This window comes from Streptomyces chrestomyceticus JCM 4735 (genome assembly GCF_003865135.1).
GTDB classification, from domain to species: domain Bacteria; phylum Actinomycetota; class Actinomycetes; order Streptomycetales; family Streptomycetaceae; genus Streptomyces; species Streptomyces chrestomyceticus.
The window spans coordinates 231965-248581 of sequence record NZ_BHZC01000001.1 but is presented as its reverse complement, the minus strand read 5'-3'; the positions used below and the strand labels follow the sequence as shown (position 1 = coordinate 248581).

The 16617-nt window shown below is 69.7% G+C and carries 14 protein-coding genes and 1 pseudogene; 6 read left to right on the top strand and 9 right to left on the bottom strand.

Going from position 1 to position 16617, the window contains the following annotated elements:
- Positions 1-438: 438 nt before the first annotated feature.
- Positions 439-861, bottom strand: coding sequence for a MarR family winged helix-turn-helix transcriptional regulator (locus tag EJG53_RS01140; RefSeq protein WP_031009772.1), 423 nt, complete (start codon positions 859-861; stop codon positions 439-441).
- A 215-nt stretch (positions 862-1076) separates the two neighbouring features.
- On the opposite strand from EJG53_RS01140, the gene eno reads away from it, so the two are divergent.
- The 3 genes from eno to EJG53_RS40905 all read left to right on the top strand — a co-directional run bounded on the left by eno (position 1077) and on the right by EJG53_RS40905 (position 4267).
- Positions 1077-2384: a phosphopyruvate hydratase gene (gene eno, locus EJG53_RS01135; protein WP_125043055.1), complete on the top strand. Its 1308-nt coding sequence runs from the start codon at positions 1077-1079 to the stop codon at positions 2382-2384.
- 609 nt (positions 2385-2993) lie between these two features.
- Entirely contained in the window at positions 2994-3629 is a 636-nt protein-coding gene (locus EJG53_RS43770) for an eCIS core domain-containing protein (RefSeq protein ID WP_371858654.1), read from the top strand.
- Positions 3614-4267: a hypothetical protein gene (locus EJG53_RS40905; RefSeq protein ID WP_167515009.1), complete on the top strand. Its 654-nt coding sequence runs from the start codon at positions 3614-3616 to the stop codon at positions 4265-4267. Before EJG53_RS43770 ends, EJG53_RS40905 begins: the two co-directional genes overlap by 16 nt.
- A 14-nt stretch (positions 4268-4281) precedes the next feature.
- On the opposite strand, the gene EJG53_RS01125 is transcribed toward EJG53_RS40905, so the two are convergent.
- The 3 genes and pseudogenes from EJG53_RS01125 to EJG53_RS01115 form a co-directional block, all read right to left on the bottom strand.
- Complete coding sequence (locus EJG53_RS01125) at positions 4282-5136, bottom strand: poly-gamma-glutamate hydrolase family protein (protein ID WP_244954911.1); 855 nt, start codon at positions 5134-5136, stop codon at positions 4282-4284.
- A 174-nt stretch (positions 5137-5310) separates the two neighbouring features.
- The gene (locus tag EJG53_RS01120) at positions 5311-5658 is read right to left on the bottom strand and encodes a VOC family protein (RefSeq protein ID WP_125043051.1); all 348 of its coding nucleotides are present in this window, start codon (positions 5656-5658) and stop codon (positions 5311-5313) included.
- Positions 5659-6128: 470 nt separating this feature from the next.
- A pseudogene (locus EJG53_RS01115) lies at positions 6129-8629 on the bottom strand (ATP-dependent Clp protease ATP-binding subunit).
- 412 nt (positions 8630-9041) lie between these two features.
- Between EJG53_RS01115 and EJG53_RS40900 the strand changes: the two are divergent.
- Entirely contained in the window at positions 9042-9191 is a 150-nt protein-coding gene (locus EJG53_RS40900; protein WP_167514988.1) for a hypothetical protein, read from the top strand.
- A gap of 114 nt (positions 9192-9305) precedes the next feature.
- Here the strand turns inward: EJG53_RS40900 and EJG53_RS01105 are convergent, their stop codons facing one another.
- Entirely contained in the window at positions 9306-9626 is a 321-nt protein-coding gene (locus tag EJG53_RS01105; protein ID WP_244954910.1) for a hypothetical protein, read from the bottom strand.
- Between the two features lie 193 nt (positions 9627-9819).
- Here EJG53_RS01105 and EJG53_RS01100 point away from each other — a divergent pair, with 193 nt between their 5' ends.
- Positions 9820-10011: an immunity 51 family protein gene (locus EJG53_RS01100; RefSeq protein WP_244954909.1), complete on the top strand. Its 192-nt coding sequence runs from the start codon at positions 9820-9822 to the stop codon at positions 10009-10011.
- Between the two features lie 139 nt (positions 10012-10150).
- Here the strand turns inward: EJG53_RS01100 and EJG53_RS01095 are convergent, their stop codons facing one another.
- The 3 genes from EJG53_RS01095 to EJG53_RS01085 all read right to left on the bottom strand — a co-directional run bounded on the left by EJG53_RS01095 (position 10151) and on the right by EJG53_RS01085 (position 13412).
- The gene (locus EJG53_RS01095) at positions 10151-11206 is read right to left on the bottom strand and encodes a DNA-3-methyladenine glycosylase family protein (RefSeq protein ID WP_244954908.1); all 1056 of its coding nucleotides are present in this window, start codon (positions 11204-11206) and stop codon (positions 10151-10153) included.
- Positions 11207-11604: 398 nt separating this feature from the next.
- Positions 11605-12276, bottom strand: coding sequence for a DNA alkylation repair protein (locus tag EJG53_RS01090; protein WP_244954907.1), 672 nt, complete (start codon positions 12274-12276; stop codon positions 11605-11607).
- Between the two features lie 212 nt (positions 12277-12488).
- The gene (locus EJG53_RS01085; RefSeq protein ID WP_125043046.1) at positions 12489-13412 is read right to left on the bottom strand and encodes an NmrA family NAD(P)-binding protein; all 924 of its coding nucleotides are present in this window, start codon (positions 13410-13412) and stop codon (positions 12489-12491) included.
- A gap of 103 nt (positions 13413-13515) precedes the next feature.
- Here EJG53_RS01085 and EJG53_RS01080 point away from each other — a divergent pair, with 103 nt between their 5' ends.
- The gene (locus EJG53_RS01080; protein WP_125043044.1) at positions 13516-14070 is read left to right on the top strand and encodes a TetR/AcrR family transcriptional regulator; all 555 of its coding nucleotides are present in this window, start codon (positions 13516-13518) and stop codon (positions 14068-14070) included.
- A 253-nt stretch (positions 14071-14323) separates the two neighbouring features.
- Here EJG53_RS01080 and EJG53_RS01075 read toward each other — a convergent pair whose 3' ends face one another.
- Entirely contained in the window at positions 14324-15772 is a 1449-nt protein-coding gene (locus EJG53_RS01075; protein WP_125043042.1) for an FAD-dependent monooxygenase, read from the bottom strand.
- Positions 15773-16617: the final 845 nt, after the last annotated feature.

Below are 16617 nucleotides of genomic sequence, written 5' to 3'. Positions count from 1 at the left end.
TCCACGCTGCGGAGGACCGGCAGCGCACACGAGGCGTCGCGGCCAGGCGGCCGGGCGGCCGGATAGTCAAGGCAGCCAGGCAGCCAGGCAGCCGGTCGGCTGTCGCGCGGCGGCTCCGGAGAGTGGCTCGGATCACGACTGGCTCGGACGGCTCGGATCTCGAACGGTTCGCATGGCTCGGATCGGAAGAAGCGCGCGAATGAGGAGGAGTGTGCGCCCGGTGGCGGCCGAGTGAGGCATGCTGCCCGTGGGCTTCCAGGGGACGCTTGGGGCAGTACCGTAGGTCATGCGACGGTTGTCGTGCGGAGGTACGTACGGGTATGGCCGAGAGTTGCCACCCTCCCCACGCACCCGCCCCCGCGCCCACGCGCAGAGCCGGCGGCGAGGCGCGCCGATCCCGTCAGGCACGCAATCGCTGATCACATGGGAATGGCTTGTCTAGCGTGCGGCGAGCCGCTCCAGCAGCGCGGCGCTGCGTGCCAGCAACGCCCGCTCCTCATCCGTGAGTTCGGCCTCGATGGCCTGCGCGAGCCAGCCTGCCCTGCGGCCGCGTTCCGCTTCGAGTGCGGCCCGGCCCTCGTCCGACAGTTCGACCAGTGACTTGCGGCCGTCCGTGGGGTGCGCCCGGCGCGTGATCAGGTTCTGTTCCATGAGCAGCCCGACCGCCCGGGCCATCGACTGAGGGCGGACGCGCTGATCGGCGGCGAGATCGCTGGTGGTCATGGCGCCCTCGCGGTCGAGGGTGCCGAGCACGGCGATCTGCCCGAGGGGGATGCGGTCCTCGTGTTTGACGCGTCGGGTGAGCTTGCTCATCGCGGTACGCAGTTCGGCGGCGACGGCGGCGGCTTCCGGGGTGGGCATAGGGCACTTTACCCCGCTGGTCAGCAGAGATGCGCACCTGACCTGCGCAGGAGCGCTGTGCGGCAGCACTGTACAGCAATACTGCACAGCAAAACTGAGCAGTTAAACTGGTCAGCCAAACTGAGCAGCATTGCTGTATGGTTTTGCCTCGTCGGGCTCAGCGCCAACGCTGTCGCAGCCGGGGCCACGGCACACGACAACGGGAAGGACCTCCCATGTCCGCGAAAGCAGCCGGACGCGTCAACGCCGCCATCGAGACGGTCGCCGCGCGCCGGATCATCGACAGCCGGGGCAACCCCACGGTCGAGGTCGACGTCGTGCTGACGGACGGGTCTCTGGGGCGCGCGGCCGTCCCCTCCGGCGCCTCCACCGGTGCCCGGGAGGCCGTGGAACTGCGCGACGGGGACTCCGCGCGCTGGCACGGCAAGGGCGTCGACCGCGCGGTGGCCCACGTCAACGGGGAGATCGCGGCATCCGTACGCGGCCGGGACGCGGCGGACCAGGCGGGTCTCGACGCCGCGCTGGTCGCCCTCGACGGCACGGCCACGAAGTCCCGGCTCGGCGCCAACGCGATACTCGGCGTCTCCCTGGCCACCGCCAAGGCCGCGGCGGCGGCCCACCGCCAGCCCCTCTACCGGTACCTCGGCGGCGCCGACGCCCGCCTCCTGCCGCTGCCGATGATGAACATCGTCAACGGCGGTGCCCACGCCGACAACCCGCTGGACTTCCAGGAGTTCATGATCGCTCCGATGGGCGCGGACACCTTCGCCGAAGCCGTCCGCATGGGCAGCGAGATCTTCCACACCCTGCGCCGCGATCTGCTGGCCGCCGGGCACTCCACGGGCGTCGGCGACGAGGGCGGCTTCGCGCCCGCGCTGCGTACCGCCGAGGAGGCGCTCGACTTCGTAATGGCCGCCGTCGAGCGCACCGGCTACCGGCCCGGCACGGACATCGGCCTGATCATGGACCCGGCGTCGTCGGAGTTCTTCCGCGACGGGGTGTACGACTACGCGGGTGAAGGGGTGCGCCGTACCCCCTCCGAGCAGGTCGACTACCTGGCCAAGCTCATCGACGCCTACCCGGTCGTCTCCATCGAGGACCCGATGGCGGAGAACGACCTGGACGGCTGGCGAGAGCTGACCGCCCGCGTCGGCGACCGCTGTCAGCTCACCGGCGACGACGTGTTCTGCACCAACGAGACGCTGCTGCGCGAGGGCATCCGCACCGGTGCCGGCAACTCGATCCTGGTCAAGGTCAACCAGATCGGCACCCTGACCGAGGCGCTGTCCGCGGTGACCACGGCCCACCAGGCGGGCTGGACGGCTGTCATGTCGCACCGCTCGGGCGAGACGGAGGACACCACCATCGCGGACCTGGCGGTGGCGACCGGCTGCGGTCAGATCAAGACCGGCTCGCTCTCGCGCTCCGACCGTACGGCGAAGTACAACCAACTGGTCCGCATCGAGGAGGCGTTGGGCGACTCGGCGCGCTTCGCGGGCCGCTCCGCGCTGCGTCGGGCGTGAGCGGCGGGCAGAGGTAGAGCAGAGGTCTGGTCCAGGTGCTGTTGCCGCGGCGGGAGGCGGCCCCGCCTCCCGCCGCGCCTTCAAAGACACGCCGGTCCTCGTCAGCGCCGTCGATCCGGAGGCCACTCTGACCCGTCAACAATCCTCCGATTGCCGCAGATGACGTCCGGGGCTGCCCGTAGACCAGCTCATAGACTCGCCCGAAGACCTGCCCTCGGGGCTGCCCTTCCGTCCCTTCCCGCCAGGCACGGGGCATGGCATCGTGCCCGGCGGAGGCGGCGAGTCGTACGGAATGAGGAACGCCATGCACGCACACGAGCCGGAGCGGTCGTCGGCGGAGAGGCGTCGGCCGTCCCCGGTCCGGCGCCCACAGAGCGCCGGACCGCTGCCCGGCACGCCGGCCGCCGCCGGTTCCGGGGCCGCGGCGCTGCTGGCGTTGCAGCGTGCCGTGGGCAACGCCGCCGTGCTCCGGGCGATGGAGCAGGAGCGTCACACGCACGGGCCCGGGTGCGGTCACCATGAGGAACGTCAGGACACGGTGCAGCGGTCGGCCGTCCACGAGGTGCTGCGGGGGCGGGCAGTCCGCTGGAGGGCTCGCTGCGGCAGGGGATGGAAGCCCGGCTCGGCGTCGACTTCTCCGGTGTACGGGTGCACCGGGACGCGGCGGCGCGGCGTTCGGCCGGGGAGATCGGGGCGCGTGCGTACACCTCGGGCAACCATGTCGTCCTCGGTGAGGGGGGCGGCGACAAGCACACCCTGGCGCACGAGCTGACGCATGTGATCCAGCAGCGGCAGGGCCCGGTGGCAGGCACCGACAATGGCACAGGGCTCCGGATGTCGGACCCCGGCGACCGTTTCGAGCGCGACGCCGAGGAGAACGCGACCCGGGTCATGGCGCAGGCCCCGCCGGTGGTCGAGACGGCGCCCGGGCCACAGGCGCCGACCGGGGTCGAGACGCCACAGGTGCAGCGGGCGGCGGACGAGAGGGACCGTAAGGACCACGAGGAGTACGACGGGCCGCGCTACCAGCAGGTGAAGCCGAGCAAGGAGGGCACCAGGTCGGCGAACCTGCGGATGCAGGACCGACTGGCGCGGGAGGCCCACGCACCGAACGCCTGGAAGACGCCGCACGTGGCGGTCACGCATGTCCCGGACGAAGGGCTGCGGTACTCCTCCAACTCGGGACAGAAGAAGCTGTCCGAGACGAAACAGACGACGGGCTCGCTTCGGTGGACGCCGCGATGAACCCGGCCGCGCCGCTGTCGGACGACCCGCGCCGCCGCAAGGATCAGATCAAGTTGCGGGCGGCGCGCTCCGGGGACTACGAGGCGGCGCACCGGGACGATACGGACCTCGGGGTCACCACGAAGGCGCTGCGGTCGTCGCGGGGCACCTGGAACGGCGGCCCCGTGCACGACAAGAAGGAAGCTTCCGTACACGGTGAGATGACGCTGCTCGGCGAGCAGATCGCGTACTGGCGGAAGAACCCGTGGCCGCTGGGCGAGGGCAAGGTCAAGGGTGTGTCGATGGGCGGCGTCAAGAAGGCGTGCGGCGCCTGTGCGATGGCGTTCGGCGCGGCCAATGCCACGTTCGGTGCGGAGTACGGGTACCGCGTGGTGGCGTCCGGTTCGCACCACGAGATGTTCCGCCGGCGGGCGCCCGACTGGCTGACCGGCCCCGCACTCCAGCAGGTGGCGGCCGCCGCGGCGCCTCGCGGCTACGAGTTCCGCGGCCGGATCCTGGAGCAGACGGAGGCGGCCGCGGAGCAGGAGCGGGCGTCCGGGGCGCCCCGTCTGTCGAGCGCCGAGCACCGTCCGGAGGATTCGGAGTCGGAGTGGGAGGAGGCGTGGTGGGGGAGTAGGGGGTGGGCCGGCCGTAGCTAGATCGCGTACAGGAATCAGAGAATCTTCTGGCCCGCTTCCAGACGCTGGAGAGCGGCGCGGGCGGCGCCGACGAAGTTCCGGAAGGTGTCCGTCTGCTGCTCCTGGCGTCCGGTGGCGGAGTTGTCCTGGAACATCGACGCGCGCAAGGACGTGGTGATCTCCAGTTGGGCGCCCTCGCCGAGCATCGTACGGTTGGCGATGTTGTCCGGGTCGGTGCCTGCGAGGGCGGGGATGCCGGTGGCGTCCTGGGCGCGGATACCCACCGCCTTGAACTCGGCGATCAGGTACGACCGCAGCGTGGCGTTGCGGCCCCCGACGAGGACGGCCGGGGTGCCGGCCGGCAGTCCGGCCTGTTCGGGCTTGCAGCCGTGCAGGCTCAGGGCGTTCAGGCTCCCGGCGCACAGCGAGCGGGCGATGTGGTCGTCGCAGTTGGTGGCGGTGACGTGGAGCTCGCCGTTGTCCTTCTTGCGGATGCCTTCGAACATCCAGTAGTCGTACACCGGGCCCTGGGCCGGGGTGGGCGCGAGGTCCTTGGGGCGGTACCCGGCGATGGCGAGGCACAGCTCGGTGGTGCCGGTCTCGATGCCGCCGCCGTGCGGGGCGAGGATCACCGACCGGGCGAAGTCGTGGCGCCGGCCGCGGTCGTCGTCGAACATCGCGTGCCGACGGTAGCGGCGGGCGTAGTCCGTGCCCTCGACGACCGTGGGGTCCGCGTACAGGGCGGTGTTGGTCAGCCAGTTGTCCTTGCTCGCGGCGGCCGGCGCGGCGAAGGCGTTCTGCGTGGCCAGCCCGGTGAGGAAGGGCGCCGCGGCGGTGGCTGTCGCGGCGGCCAGCAGGGTGCGTCTGCTGGGGGTGGGTATGGCGGGCATGGCGGGCATCGTGGGTCCTTCCCCGTTGAACTACGTTAGGTAGGGATAAGTCATACAGGGCTCTCGGGGTGTGCTGTGGCCCGGGGTGCCGATGGGCCACGAATGACACGGGCGCTGAATCCGGCTTCGTGCTGAACGTGACTCCGTACTGAGCGCGACGCCCCCGAGGGGCAGTCAGCGGTGGCCCAGCACATTCACCACCCGGCCGTTGGGATCGCGTACGAAGAACCGCCGCACCCCCCACTCCTCGTCCTGCAAGGGATGCACGATCTCCGCTCCGCGCTCCCGCATCAGCGCATAGGCCGCGTCCACGTCATCGACCTCCACGCTCATGTCCGGGGTGACAGGCGCGGTCTTGTCCTCGGCCATGAAGCTGACCTGCGCGGCAGGGGCGGCAGGGGAAGCGAGTGTCATGATCCAGCCGTGGTTCATGACCTCCTCGAATCCGAGCAGGCCGTAGAAGTCCCGGCTCTCCTGCACAGCCACTGACTGGACGTTGGGTACGACACGGCGAACGGCCATCGAAAGACTCCCGGTGATAGCAACTGGCTTCCTGTAACTCCCAAGGAGTACTACGACCGACCCGCCGTCGCGCACATTTCGCGGTAGGTCGCTCTGGTGACCGGCAGTCAGTTGTTGTTCACGTACGTCAGCGCCCCTGAGTGCCGCTCACACGGAGACGGTACGCGCAGCAGCCCGCCGTACTCTCGATCCGACAACGGGCTGACACCGGCCCGTACGACGCCCGGGTCCATCAAGCTTGTCAGCGGAGTGCGGCTCCTCTGAAGGGAGCCGGAAGCGAGGCCGTCAGGATCACGGGCTTCGGCATGACCGAAGACCTGTCCGACGACATGCTCCGCACCGTGACGGACCGAACCGCACACCACTTGCCCCGGGCGATGGGGCCCGGGGCAAGGTGTTACGAACGCTGGGCAGCCAGTGGCCGGTGGCGGCGGCCCACACGGGCCTCGACCGGCACGAGCCGGCCGTGGTCAGCCTGTTGTGGCCGACTCGGCGCTTTCCTCCCGACCGCCGGGTGTGACCTTGCACTCCAGTTGGCCGTCCCGCACGTCGCAGGTGACGGTGTCGCCGGGGCCCACTTGGCCGTCCAGCAACATGTTGGAAAGCCGGTTGTCGAGCTCCGTCTGAATGGTGCGGCGCAACGGCCTGGCACCGAACTCCGGCTGGTAGCCCTGCTCCGCGAGCCACTCCTTGGCGGCCTCGGTCACTTCGAGACCGACCTGCTGCGCATGCAGCCTGCGGCGACTGCGCTCCAACAGCAGGTCGACGATCCGCACGAGGTTTTCCCGGGTGAGAGCGTGGAAGACGACCACCTCGTCGATGCGGTTGAGGAATTCGGGGCGGAAATGGCTGCGCAGCTCGGCCATCAGGTCGTCGCGGATCTCGTCCACGGCGCCGTGGTGGTTCAGGATGAGCTGCGAGGCGAGGTTGCTGGTCATGATCACGACCGTGTGGCGGAAGTCGACCGTACGGCCCTGCGCGTCGGTCAGCCGGCCGTCGTCGAGGACCTGGAGCAGCAGGTTGAAGACGTCCGGGTGCGCCTTCTCCACCTCGTCGAACAGCAGCACGCTGTACGGCTTGCGCCGGACCGCCTCGGTGAGCTGCCCGGCTTCGTCGTAGCCCACGTACCCGGGAGGGGAGCCGACGAGGCGGGAGACGGTGTGGCGCTCCTGGAACTCGCTCATGTCGAAGCGGATCAGCCGGTCCTCCTGGCCGAAGAGGATCTCGGCGATGGCCTTGGCGAGTTCGGTCTTGCCGACGCCGGTGGGCCCGAGGAAGAGGAAGCTGCCGGTGGGCCGGTCGGGGTCGCCCATCCCCGCGCGGCCCCGCCGTACGGCCTGTGCCACCGCGGTGACCGCCTCGTCCTGGCCGACCACCCGCGCGTGCAGGGTCTCCTCCAGCCGGATCAGACGTTCGCGCTCGGTGGCCGTCAGTTGGGCGACCGGGATGCCGGTGCGCCGGGAGACGACCTCGGCGATGTCCTCCTCGGTGACCTCCGCCACGGGCGCCCGCTCACCGTCCAGGCCCGAAAGCCTCTCCTGCGTCTCGTCGATCTGTCTCTTGAGCCCGGCGGCCCGGTCGTAGTCCTCGTTGTGGACGGCCTCGTCCTTCTCCCGGTTCAGCCGGGTCAGTTCCTCCTGGGCCTCGTCCGCCTCGGGGCTGTCGTTGCCGCCGCGCAACGCCACCCGGGCCCCCGCCTGGTCCAGCAGGTCGATGGCCTTGTCGGGCAGGAACCGGTCGGTGATGTAGCGGTCGGAGAGGACCGCCGCGCTCTCCAGCGCCGCATCGGTGAAGCGCACGCCGTGATGGGCCTCGTAGGAGTCGCGCAGGCCATGAAGAATCTCCACGGTCTCGTCGACCGTGGGCTCCGGCACGATCACCGGCTGGAAACGGCGTTCGAGCGCGGCGTCCTTCTCGATGTTCTTGCGGTACTCCTCCAGCGTCGTGGCGCCGACCAGACTGAGATCGCCGCGCGCCAGGGCGGGTTTGAGGATGTTCCCCGCGTCCATGGACCCCTCGCCGCCGCCACCCGCGCCGACGACCGTGTGGAGCTCGTCGATGAACAGGATGATGCTCTCCTGCGCCTCGGTGACCTCGTCGATGACCTTCTTCAGGCGCTCCTCGAACTCTCCCCGGTACTTCGAACCGGCCACCAGCCCCGGCAGGTCCAAGGCGACCACCCGTCGGCCCCGCAGGGTCTTGGGCACATCGCCGGACACCACCCGCTGCGCGAGGCCCTCCACGATGGCGGTCTTGCCGACCCCCGGGTCGCCCAGCAGTACCGGGTTGTTCTTCGAACGCCGGGAGAGGATCTCCACCGTCTGCTCGATCTCCTGGGCCCGCCCTACCACCGGATCCAACCGCCCGCGCGGGCCTCTTCCGTGAGGTCGCGGCCGTACTCGTCCAGCGTGGGCGTCGCACTGGACCCACCTCCGGCCGAACCACCGCCGGCCCCGCCCGTGCCCTTGCGGCCGCGGCGGGCTCCGGTGCCCTCCGAGCCCAGCATCCCGGCAGCACCGGACGAGGGGTCCTCCACGACCGCGGCCACGATGTGCTCGGGCCCGATGTACGACGCACCCGCCTCCTGGGACTTGGCGTGGGCCCTGAGCAGGGCCCGCTTCGCCGCCGGAGTCAGCCGTGGTTCCCCCACCCCGTCACCGGAAGGCAGCGACTGCTCCACCTGATCCGCCAGTGCGTCGGGATCGGCACCTGCCTGCGCCAGCAACTGGCGGCCGGGGTCGACCTGGGTGGCGGCCCACAGGAGGTGCACGGTGTCCAGATCGGCCCCGTCCTCGGCGGCGCGCCCGCCGGCCGTAGCCAGCAGCTCCTGCGAAGCGTCGCTGAGCAGGCGCCCGATGGGCACCCGCTGGACCGCCGGTGGTGAGGCCGCCGGGCTGGTGCCGAAGAAGCGGTTGAACAGGTCCGAGAACGGGTCACCGGACCCGAAGGGCGAAGTCGTCACAGCGGTCATCCGATCCGGCGGGCACCCGGCCCGCGTCCGTCGTCGATGGAGCAAGGACCCGCGGTCAAGGAACACGGCTGCCCGGCGGCATCAGGGGCCGCCGGTGTACGGGCCATAATTCACCTTGGACGCCGACCGGTGTACCCGCATGTCAGCCGTCCTTCCGTACGTCCATTCGAGTGACCTTGTGCGCGAGTGCCGCCGGGCGCCGGGAAGCCGGCTCGGGTCTCACTCGGCGGGAGTCGGCGGTCTGTGCTTGCGGTGAAGTTACCGGCCAACTGCCGCACCGCGAACTGAAAGGGTCGGCTGCTGTTGCGGCAGTTGCTTCAGGGGCGCCCTCTTGCTGCCCGAGCACCGGCACTCGTGCTCGCTTGCCCTCACCGGCAAAGCGCCCTTCGCGCGCTACCACCGTGCCCTCGCGGTGGGATGGCCCATCGCGACCGGAGTGATCGAGGGAGCCTCCCGCCACCTCGTCGGCGACCGGCTCGACATCACCGGAGCCCGCTGGGGCATCGCCGGAGCCGAAGCCATCCTCGAATTCCGCACACTGACCAGGCCCGGTAGACCCTAGCCGCCTGATCAATACCGCCCCTCCATTGGTGCTCCCGATCACGGCTGGCCGATATCGAGGCCGCTCCGGTCGACCTGGCCGAGACAGCGCGTCGGCCGTGCGGCTGCTCAGGCATCAGGCATGCCGGGACCAGAAGGCGACGAAGCCGATGTAGGAGACGGCGGCGATGGCCACGAACCAGAAGTACGGATCGCCGCTTCGTCCGGATGCCAGCCCACCGATGAAAGCGCAGAGATTTCCCATGGTGAGCACGACGCCTGTGCCGGCCCAGGCCCGCCCTCCGATCCGCGCGAAGCGCTCGTCGGGAGCCTTGTCGGTGAGGCCCTGATAGGTCTCGCTCCGGCGTCCCAGCAGCACCAAGGCAAGACTGCAGGCCGCCAGGATCCCGAAGGCCACCAGACCGAGAGCGAGGCGGCCGCCGAAAGTCGCGGCCACAAGGCAGGCGCCTCCGAGGGCGAGGAAGAAGCCGGGGACGGCCCGGGCGGATGCTCGCACCTGTGGGCCGGCCGGTGCGCGTTGTCTGCCGCAGAATGGGTCCTGTGACGCGCCAGTTCGCCGCCGACGTCAGCCCCAGAGACCCCCCCGACCTCGTCGCCAGCATCCGAACGGCTACTTCGGGGAAGGCCTCGTGCGGTTTGCCTGGCCGGACATCGCTGAGCGCCTTGATTTCGACAGTGAGGCCGGCATGTTCTGCGAGGCCGGGAGCCCGGGCGACCTTGCGCGACTCAAGGCGGCCGTTGAAACCGTCATCACGAGGCCCGAGGCAGTCCGCGACATCATTGTCCGTGCGGAGATTTCGGGCTTCGAGTTCGATGACTAGTGGGGCGACCTCCCAGGGTTGAGCAGCGGCCTGCCGCCCCAGCGGAGGCTTCGTTCGCTGCGGACGCGTGCGCGCTCGCGTCGTTGAGCAGCCAGGACGTCAGGAGGGCGTCGAAGGCGGATGCATGGGCCGCCCTTTCTCACTGCCCGAGCATTAGCTGTGAAGAAGACCGGAAGGGGCTGCCGTGCCGCTCACTGAGATGGCGAACGGCTGCTGGAGAGAAGCGACTTGACCGCTGCTGTGGCGCGACGCCGCGCGGGAGCGCTTCCCCGAGCCGGACGCGAAGCAGGAAGGCTGCCCAACTGCGGTAGGGCTTCCACCGATCGGCAATCTTGGACAGTTGGGTGACGTCGGTGGCTGCCGCTGCGGAGAGCCCGTATGCCGCGGCGATGGCTTGGTGGACCCGTGGTTCGTGGCGGGGGAAGACGTCGGGGTGTCCGGCTCCCCGGATGAGGACGAGCTCGGCGGAGAAGGGGCCGATGCCTGGCAGGGCGCGCAGTTCGGCGAGGGCGTAGTCGGCAGGCAAGCTGCGCAGACGGGTGGCGTCGAGTTGCCCGTCGAGGGCTGCTTCGGCCAGCGCGTGCAGCCGTTGGACCTTGAGGTTGGTCAGGCCAGACAGGCGGGGGAGGGAGCGCAGGACGGTGGGTGTGGGGAAGGCGTGCAGGACTTGGCCCGAGACGTGGATGCGCTGTCCGTATTCGCGGGCGATACGGGCCTTGATGGCGGCTGCCTGGGTCTTGCGGATCCGGTTTCCGATGATGGCCCAGACGGCAGCTTCGTAGGGCGAGTGGAAGCACACCGGGCGCAGTCCCGGGTAGCGCGCCATGAGCCCGGCCATCACGGGGTCCGCGCCAAGAGCCGGGAATCCGGAGCCGTCGACATCGAGGGAGAGGATCCGGGCGAGTTGGGTGCGCCCGACCTTGTCGATCGTGGGCTCAGCGGTGGCCGGCTTCTCCGGGGTCGGAGTGCCGGGGTGGGCGGTGAGTTCGGCCTGCACCGTGCCCGGGACGCCGTCTGCCCCCATTTCCTGCCGGACCGTGGCCGCGAGCACGGATGTCGCGTTGTCAGCGGGGAAGGCCAGGCGGAGGATGTCGTCTGGCGCGTGGTTGTAGCTCGCGGGCGTGAAGCTCATCAGGAATCGCACGCTGGAGGCGAGCGAGAAGGGGCCGGTGGGGGTGAGGGAGGCGGTCGGCACGGTCAGCCTCCCTGCGCGGTGAGTGTGGAGCCTTCGGGACCCTCGAAGGGAAGCTTCGGCATGGCGTTACCCGCTCCTTTCATGTCAGGCATCTGACATGGGTCACGCTAGGCGTGCGCAACCGTAATGTCAAAGCCCTGACATGGGAGCTTGGGTATCGAGATTCATGGTCAGGCGCGGTCTCCGGGTGGGGCAGGCGGTACAGAAGCCCTTGCAGGCTGCTTGCGCCGCGCGGCCGGAGGCGGGACCGGGGGATGCAACGGTCCCCCTCTTCGTCCTGGCCTGTGCGACTGCCGACGAGGCGGACCGCTGCCGCTTCGTCGGTAGTCGTGTAGTGACGGTGTCTGTCAATGGTTGAAAGCGGGCTCGTGGCGCACAGGGGGAGGCCGGACGATCTCCTACGTATTCTCCTTACGGCGCACCATCTCGGTGATCCAGACGGGCGCAAACGGCGACGTGCAGCCTGGCGAAGTCGGGTAATCCTTGAGCACCTGAAGGCGCTCGCCGATGTCGATGGCGCGGGTGCGGTACTCCGCGTGCTCGATCCCGATCTGGGCCAGGCATTGGTTCATCGCCCACTGCAGACGATCGGGAGCGTCCTTCATCTCCGCCTCGATGGTGTCGAGCAGCCCCGCGAGGTCGAGGTCCTCCGGCTTCTTCGCCACGCGTTCGGTGGTCAGCGCCCAGCCGGCGCTCGCGACCACGGGATCGGGGTCGGCGGACCAGGCCAGGCGCAGCTCTTCTGCGTACGGATTCTTCTTCACCACGTAATTCACGAGCCAGTCGTGCACCTTGGGCGTGCGCGCTGAGCGCAACATGACGTCCAACTCGTCACGGCCGAACGCCTTCGGCCGACAGATCAGGGTAGCCAACAGCCTTGCCGCGGTGTCACCCGTCTCCCAGAGCTGGCGCGCCAGTTCCTGCTGCGTCTTGAGCCGTTTGGCGAGTGCGCGCAGTTTGCTGAGGTTCACACCGTGATCGTCACCGTGCCTTTCGTTCACGGCGCGCGTCTTGGGGTCGTCAAGCTCGGCCAGCTCGGCCATCACCTCAGCCAGCACCGTCTCGGCCACTTCAGCCTCCTGTCCTTTACGCACGGAATTTCAGCCGTGGGATCTCAGCGCGTGGGATCTCAGCCTACGGTGGCTGGAGGGCTTTGCTGGTGTGCCGGTCCGTTGTCGTGGCCGATGGCGACAGCCGAGCTTCTTGATTAACCCCTGGGTGCGCGAGTGCCGAGTGTCTCCTGATCGCTGGCGCTGGCGGTTCCGTCAGATTCTGTGAACAGTCAGGCGGCGGGGCGCATGTGTTCCTGTGCCCATTCCTCGAAGCTGGTGAGGGGGATGCCGAGGTCCCTCGCGTACTGCGGGCGGGCCGGCTGGCCGGCCACGTTCAGCCACTCGTGGCCGGCGCCCATCGCGGGCATCCCGGCGGCGACGGCTTCCTCCTCGGTCATTTCCGGCGCGGACAGGTGCGTTCCCGTAGCGCGGGAGAGAACCTCGGCGATCTCCGTCATCGACAGGTAGTCGCTCGCCAACTCCAATTCGACGGAGTCGAATCGCTCTGGCGCGGTGATGGCCGCGGTGGCCGCCCTGCCTATGTCGTCCACTGCGGCCAGGGACAGCCGGGTCTCGGGATTCAGCACGCTCACCAGGCCGCCCGCTATGCCGCGCGGGAACAGAAATGCCATGGACGGGAGGAAGTTCTCCATGAAAAATCCCGGCTTGAGGAGCGTCCAGTGGGGGAATCCGGCCGCGCGGAGCCGATCCTGGATCGCGCTCTTGGCGCTCAGGGTGGGTTCCATCGAAGCCCAGCGGCCTTCGGCCCAGCCGGGAGTTTCGGTGTGCTGGCCGGCGCCACTGACGGAGGTGTGCACGAATTGCGGCACTCCGGCGGCTTTCGCGCCCTCGATGAGATTGACGCCCTGGGTCACCTCCCCTTCGAAATCGAAGCCTGCCGCGCTGATGCCGGGCATCTGCACGGAGAAGACGGCGCGGGCGCCCTCTGCGGCCCGGATCACGGAGTCACGGTCGTGCAGGTCGCCGGTGACCAGTTCGACGCCCCATGCTTCGACGGCCTTGGCCCGGTCGGTGGCCGGGTCGCGCACCAGGGCGCGGACGGGAATGCCTGCCGCGAGCAGTGCGCGGGCGGTGGCTCCGCCCTGCCTGCCGGTGGCGCCGGTGACCAGGACGGGTGCGAAATGTGTGGACATGACACTTCCTCGTGCTGCGCGTCGAGTAAACGGCGGGGCCCGCCGTTTATGCTCCGCTACGATACGACGGGGCCCGCCACTTATCAATCCTGGAGGAGATGCCATGCCGGAGCACCAGCGTGCGGACGCCCGACGCAACTACGCGCGCATCCTCGCCGTGGCCGAGGAGGAGGTCGCTGCTCACGGAGCGGACGCCTCCTTGGAACAGATCGCGCGGACCGCGGGGGTCGGCTCGGCAACCGTGCGCCGACACTTCCCCACGCGCCGCGCGCTGTTGGAGGCAGTCTCCCGGCAACGGATCGAGGCTCTGTGCGTGCGCGCCCGTGAGCTGACCGGCAAGGAAGACGGTCGAAAGGCGCTCCTGGAATGGCTGGATGACCTCGTCACCTACTCCGTCTCCGCCCGAGGGCTGGCGGCAGCGCTGGCCTATGACGGCTCGGTGTACGAGAACAGTTGCTCGGCGGCGCTGGAAGAGGCGGCAGGCCCGCTGGTGCGCCGCGCCGCGCAGGACGGCGCACTGGCGGCAGACGTCACCTTCGCCGACCTGGTCACGCTGGTCGTGGGCATCGTCTTCGCCACGGAGCACTACTCCGATCCCACCGCTCAGGCGCACCGGCTGTTCCGGCTGGCCGTGGCGGGACTGAGTCCGCAGAGCTGAGCAGGGCACACAACCGGCGGAGCGGGGCGCGGGTTACAGGGCGCATTCACCGTACTGATCGTTCGGTTCGGGCTGGGGCGCGACGGTTCCCAGCTTCAGCCGAGGCAAAGTTTGACCGCAAGTAGGCAGAGCACCAGGCGGAGAGGTTACGGCGTCGACCACATGTGTTGACGTGAACTCACGCCTCCAGGAGGAGGAGCAGGCACAGGAAGGGCACTGGGCACTCCCGCACGACTCGCCCGTAGGGAAGACCTCACGAACTGGTGCCGTCATCCGCCGCAGAACGCCGGGAGCAGGCTGGTGTGACACGCTGGGCCGGCAGGTTCAACGGAGGTCCGGCGAGGGGTGGTTGCACGGGACCCAGCAGGACTCTGGCGGCCACGTCCGGCCGTAACAGGCGTTGCAGCGGTGCGGACAGGGTCATCACGTCGAGCAGGGCCCGGGTGACGGCCGGGTCGCCGGTGGCGGTCTTCAGGAGCCGGTCGGTGTAGCCGCGCAGGAGTCGGGCGGCCGCGGGGGGCTGGGGGCCGATGGCGCCGGGGTAGAGGATGTCCTGGCCGGTGGCCATGGCCCAGGGTGCCTGGGTCAGGCGTCCCACGGTGCGCTGCAGGCGCCGGGCCAGGTCCGGGGCGGCCAGGCCGTAGCGGTTCAGCGCGTCGCGCAGGGCGGCGGCTTCCTGGGCGGCGACCGACATGCCCTGGCCGTACAGGGGGTTGTAGGTGGCGACGGCGTCACCGAGCACGATGAGGCCGCGGGGCCAGGTCCGCAGCAGGTCGAAGCGGCGGCGCCGGTTGACGGTGCTGCGGGAGAGGCGGACGTCGGTCAGCGGTTCGGCGTCGGCGATGAGGTCGGCGACGATGGGGTGCCGGACGTTGCGGGCGAACGGCAGGAAGGCGCTGGCTTCTCTGGTCGGCTGCCCGCCGCGGGTGCCGGACAGGGTCACCAGCCAGCGTGCGCTTTCGATCGGCACGAGGGTCGCTGTCTGGCCGGGGACGGGGACGCGTGCGTCGGACTGGACGTTGACGACGGGCCAGTGCGCTGTCCCGGCAGGAGCCTGGAAGATGCGGGTGGCGTAGGCCAGTCCGGAGTCCACGTGCTCCTCCGGTACGGGCGGCAGGCCGAGCGCGGCCAGCCAGGCGGTCGCCGCGGAGCCGCGGCCGGTGGCATCGATCACCAGCTCGGCGTGGAGTTGTTGTACGTTCCCGGTGGCGTTGTCGCGTACGTGGACCCCCGTGATGTGCCCGGCGGTGCCGCACAGTCCGACGGGCTCGGTACGGGTATGAACGCGGATCCTGGGGTGGGCCAGGACCTGCTGGCGTACACCCCAGTCGAGCAGATCGCGTGAACAGGCGATCAGGTACTGCATTTCGGGCCACCGGCGCAGCCAGCCCGCCGAGGTGAGAGACACCAGCCCGGTGGGCAGCGGGATACGGCGCGCGCCCGCCGTCAGCCATCGCTGTGTGATGCCGGGCAGCAGGCTTTCGATGATGCGGGCGCCGCCGGACCACAGCAGGTGGGCGTGCTGGGCCTGGGGCAGGCCCTTGCGCGGGGCGGGGGTGCCGGGCAGCAGGTCGCGTTCGACGATATGGACCTCGGCGTGAGGGGACAGGACGGTGGCGGCCAGCATGCCGGTGAGGCCGCCGCCGAGTACCACGGCGGTGGGGGAGTGGGCGCCGGAGGCGCGCGGGACTCGACGGTTCATCACAGGCGGCACTCCCCGAGCGGTAGGCGGACAGGCGTGACCATCGTTGCACGAAGATGGTCACGGGCAGAGGCTCGGTCAGCGCGCATCAGCCACCGGGACTGCTCGTCCCTCGGCAGACCGCATACGGTCAACCAGCGGCAGGGCCGAGACCACCGCGTTCTCGGCGCACGGCGGCGTTGGCGGCCAGGACTGAGCCGCTTGCGGACGCAGAGCGTCCGGGGGAGAAGCCGGGCGGGTAGAATGCAAAGAATGCGTCAAGAGCGCAGGGTGTGCCGGGAATCTGGTCGGCGTTTGCAGGGGCAGTGTGCCCGTTCGTCGATGGTGCCCGGAGGTGCCGCTCCCGTGTCTTCCGTTCCGCGTTCCCGGCCTTTGCTTCTTGGGCTGTTGCCTCCGCCGGAACGGCAGGTGGTCTCGGCCACCTCGCGGCACAGCCCTCGCAGAGGTGACTGATGCTTTCTCGATGGTGGTATGCCCTGATCAGCGCCGTCTGCCTGTTGGGATTCCTTTTCGCTGCCGGCACAGGGGACTGGGCCGATGAGAACAAGATCGGCTGGCTGTCCACCGGTTGCGTAGCCTTCGGAGGTTGCCTGTTGGGTGTCGGTCTTATCTTCGCCGGGCGAGCCCTTCTGCCCGGACGACTCCGGCGAGCGATGTTCCGCGTCCCACCTCCGGAAGGACGCCACCGCCGACCAGGGCCACGGCAATGAACTTGCCGAGACACCGAATGGCCCACACGACAGGCAGCACGCTGACGTCTTCGGTCACCTGCGCTTCCTGAGTCCTCACCCTCGCCTGCGCACTGCCGCCACCCTCACAGGCCACGGTGAGCACAGCCGAAAGCG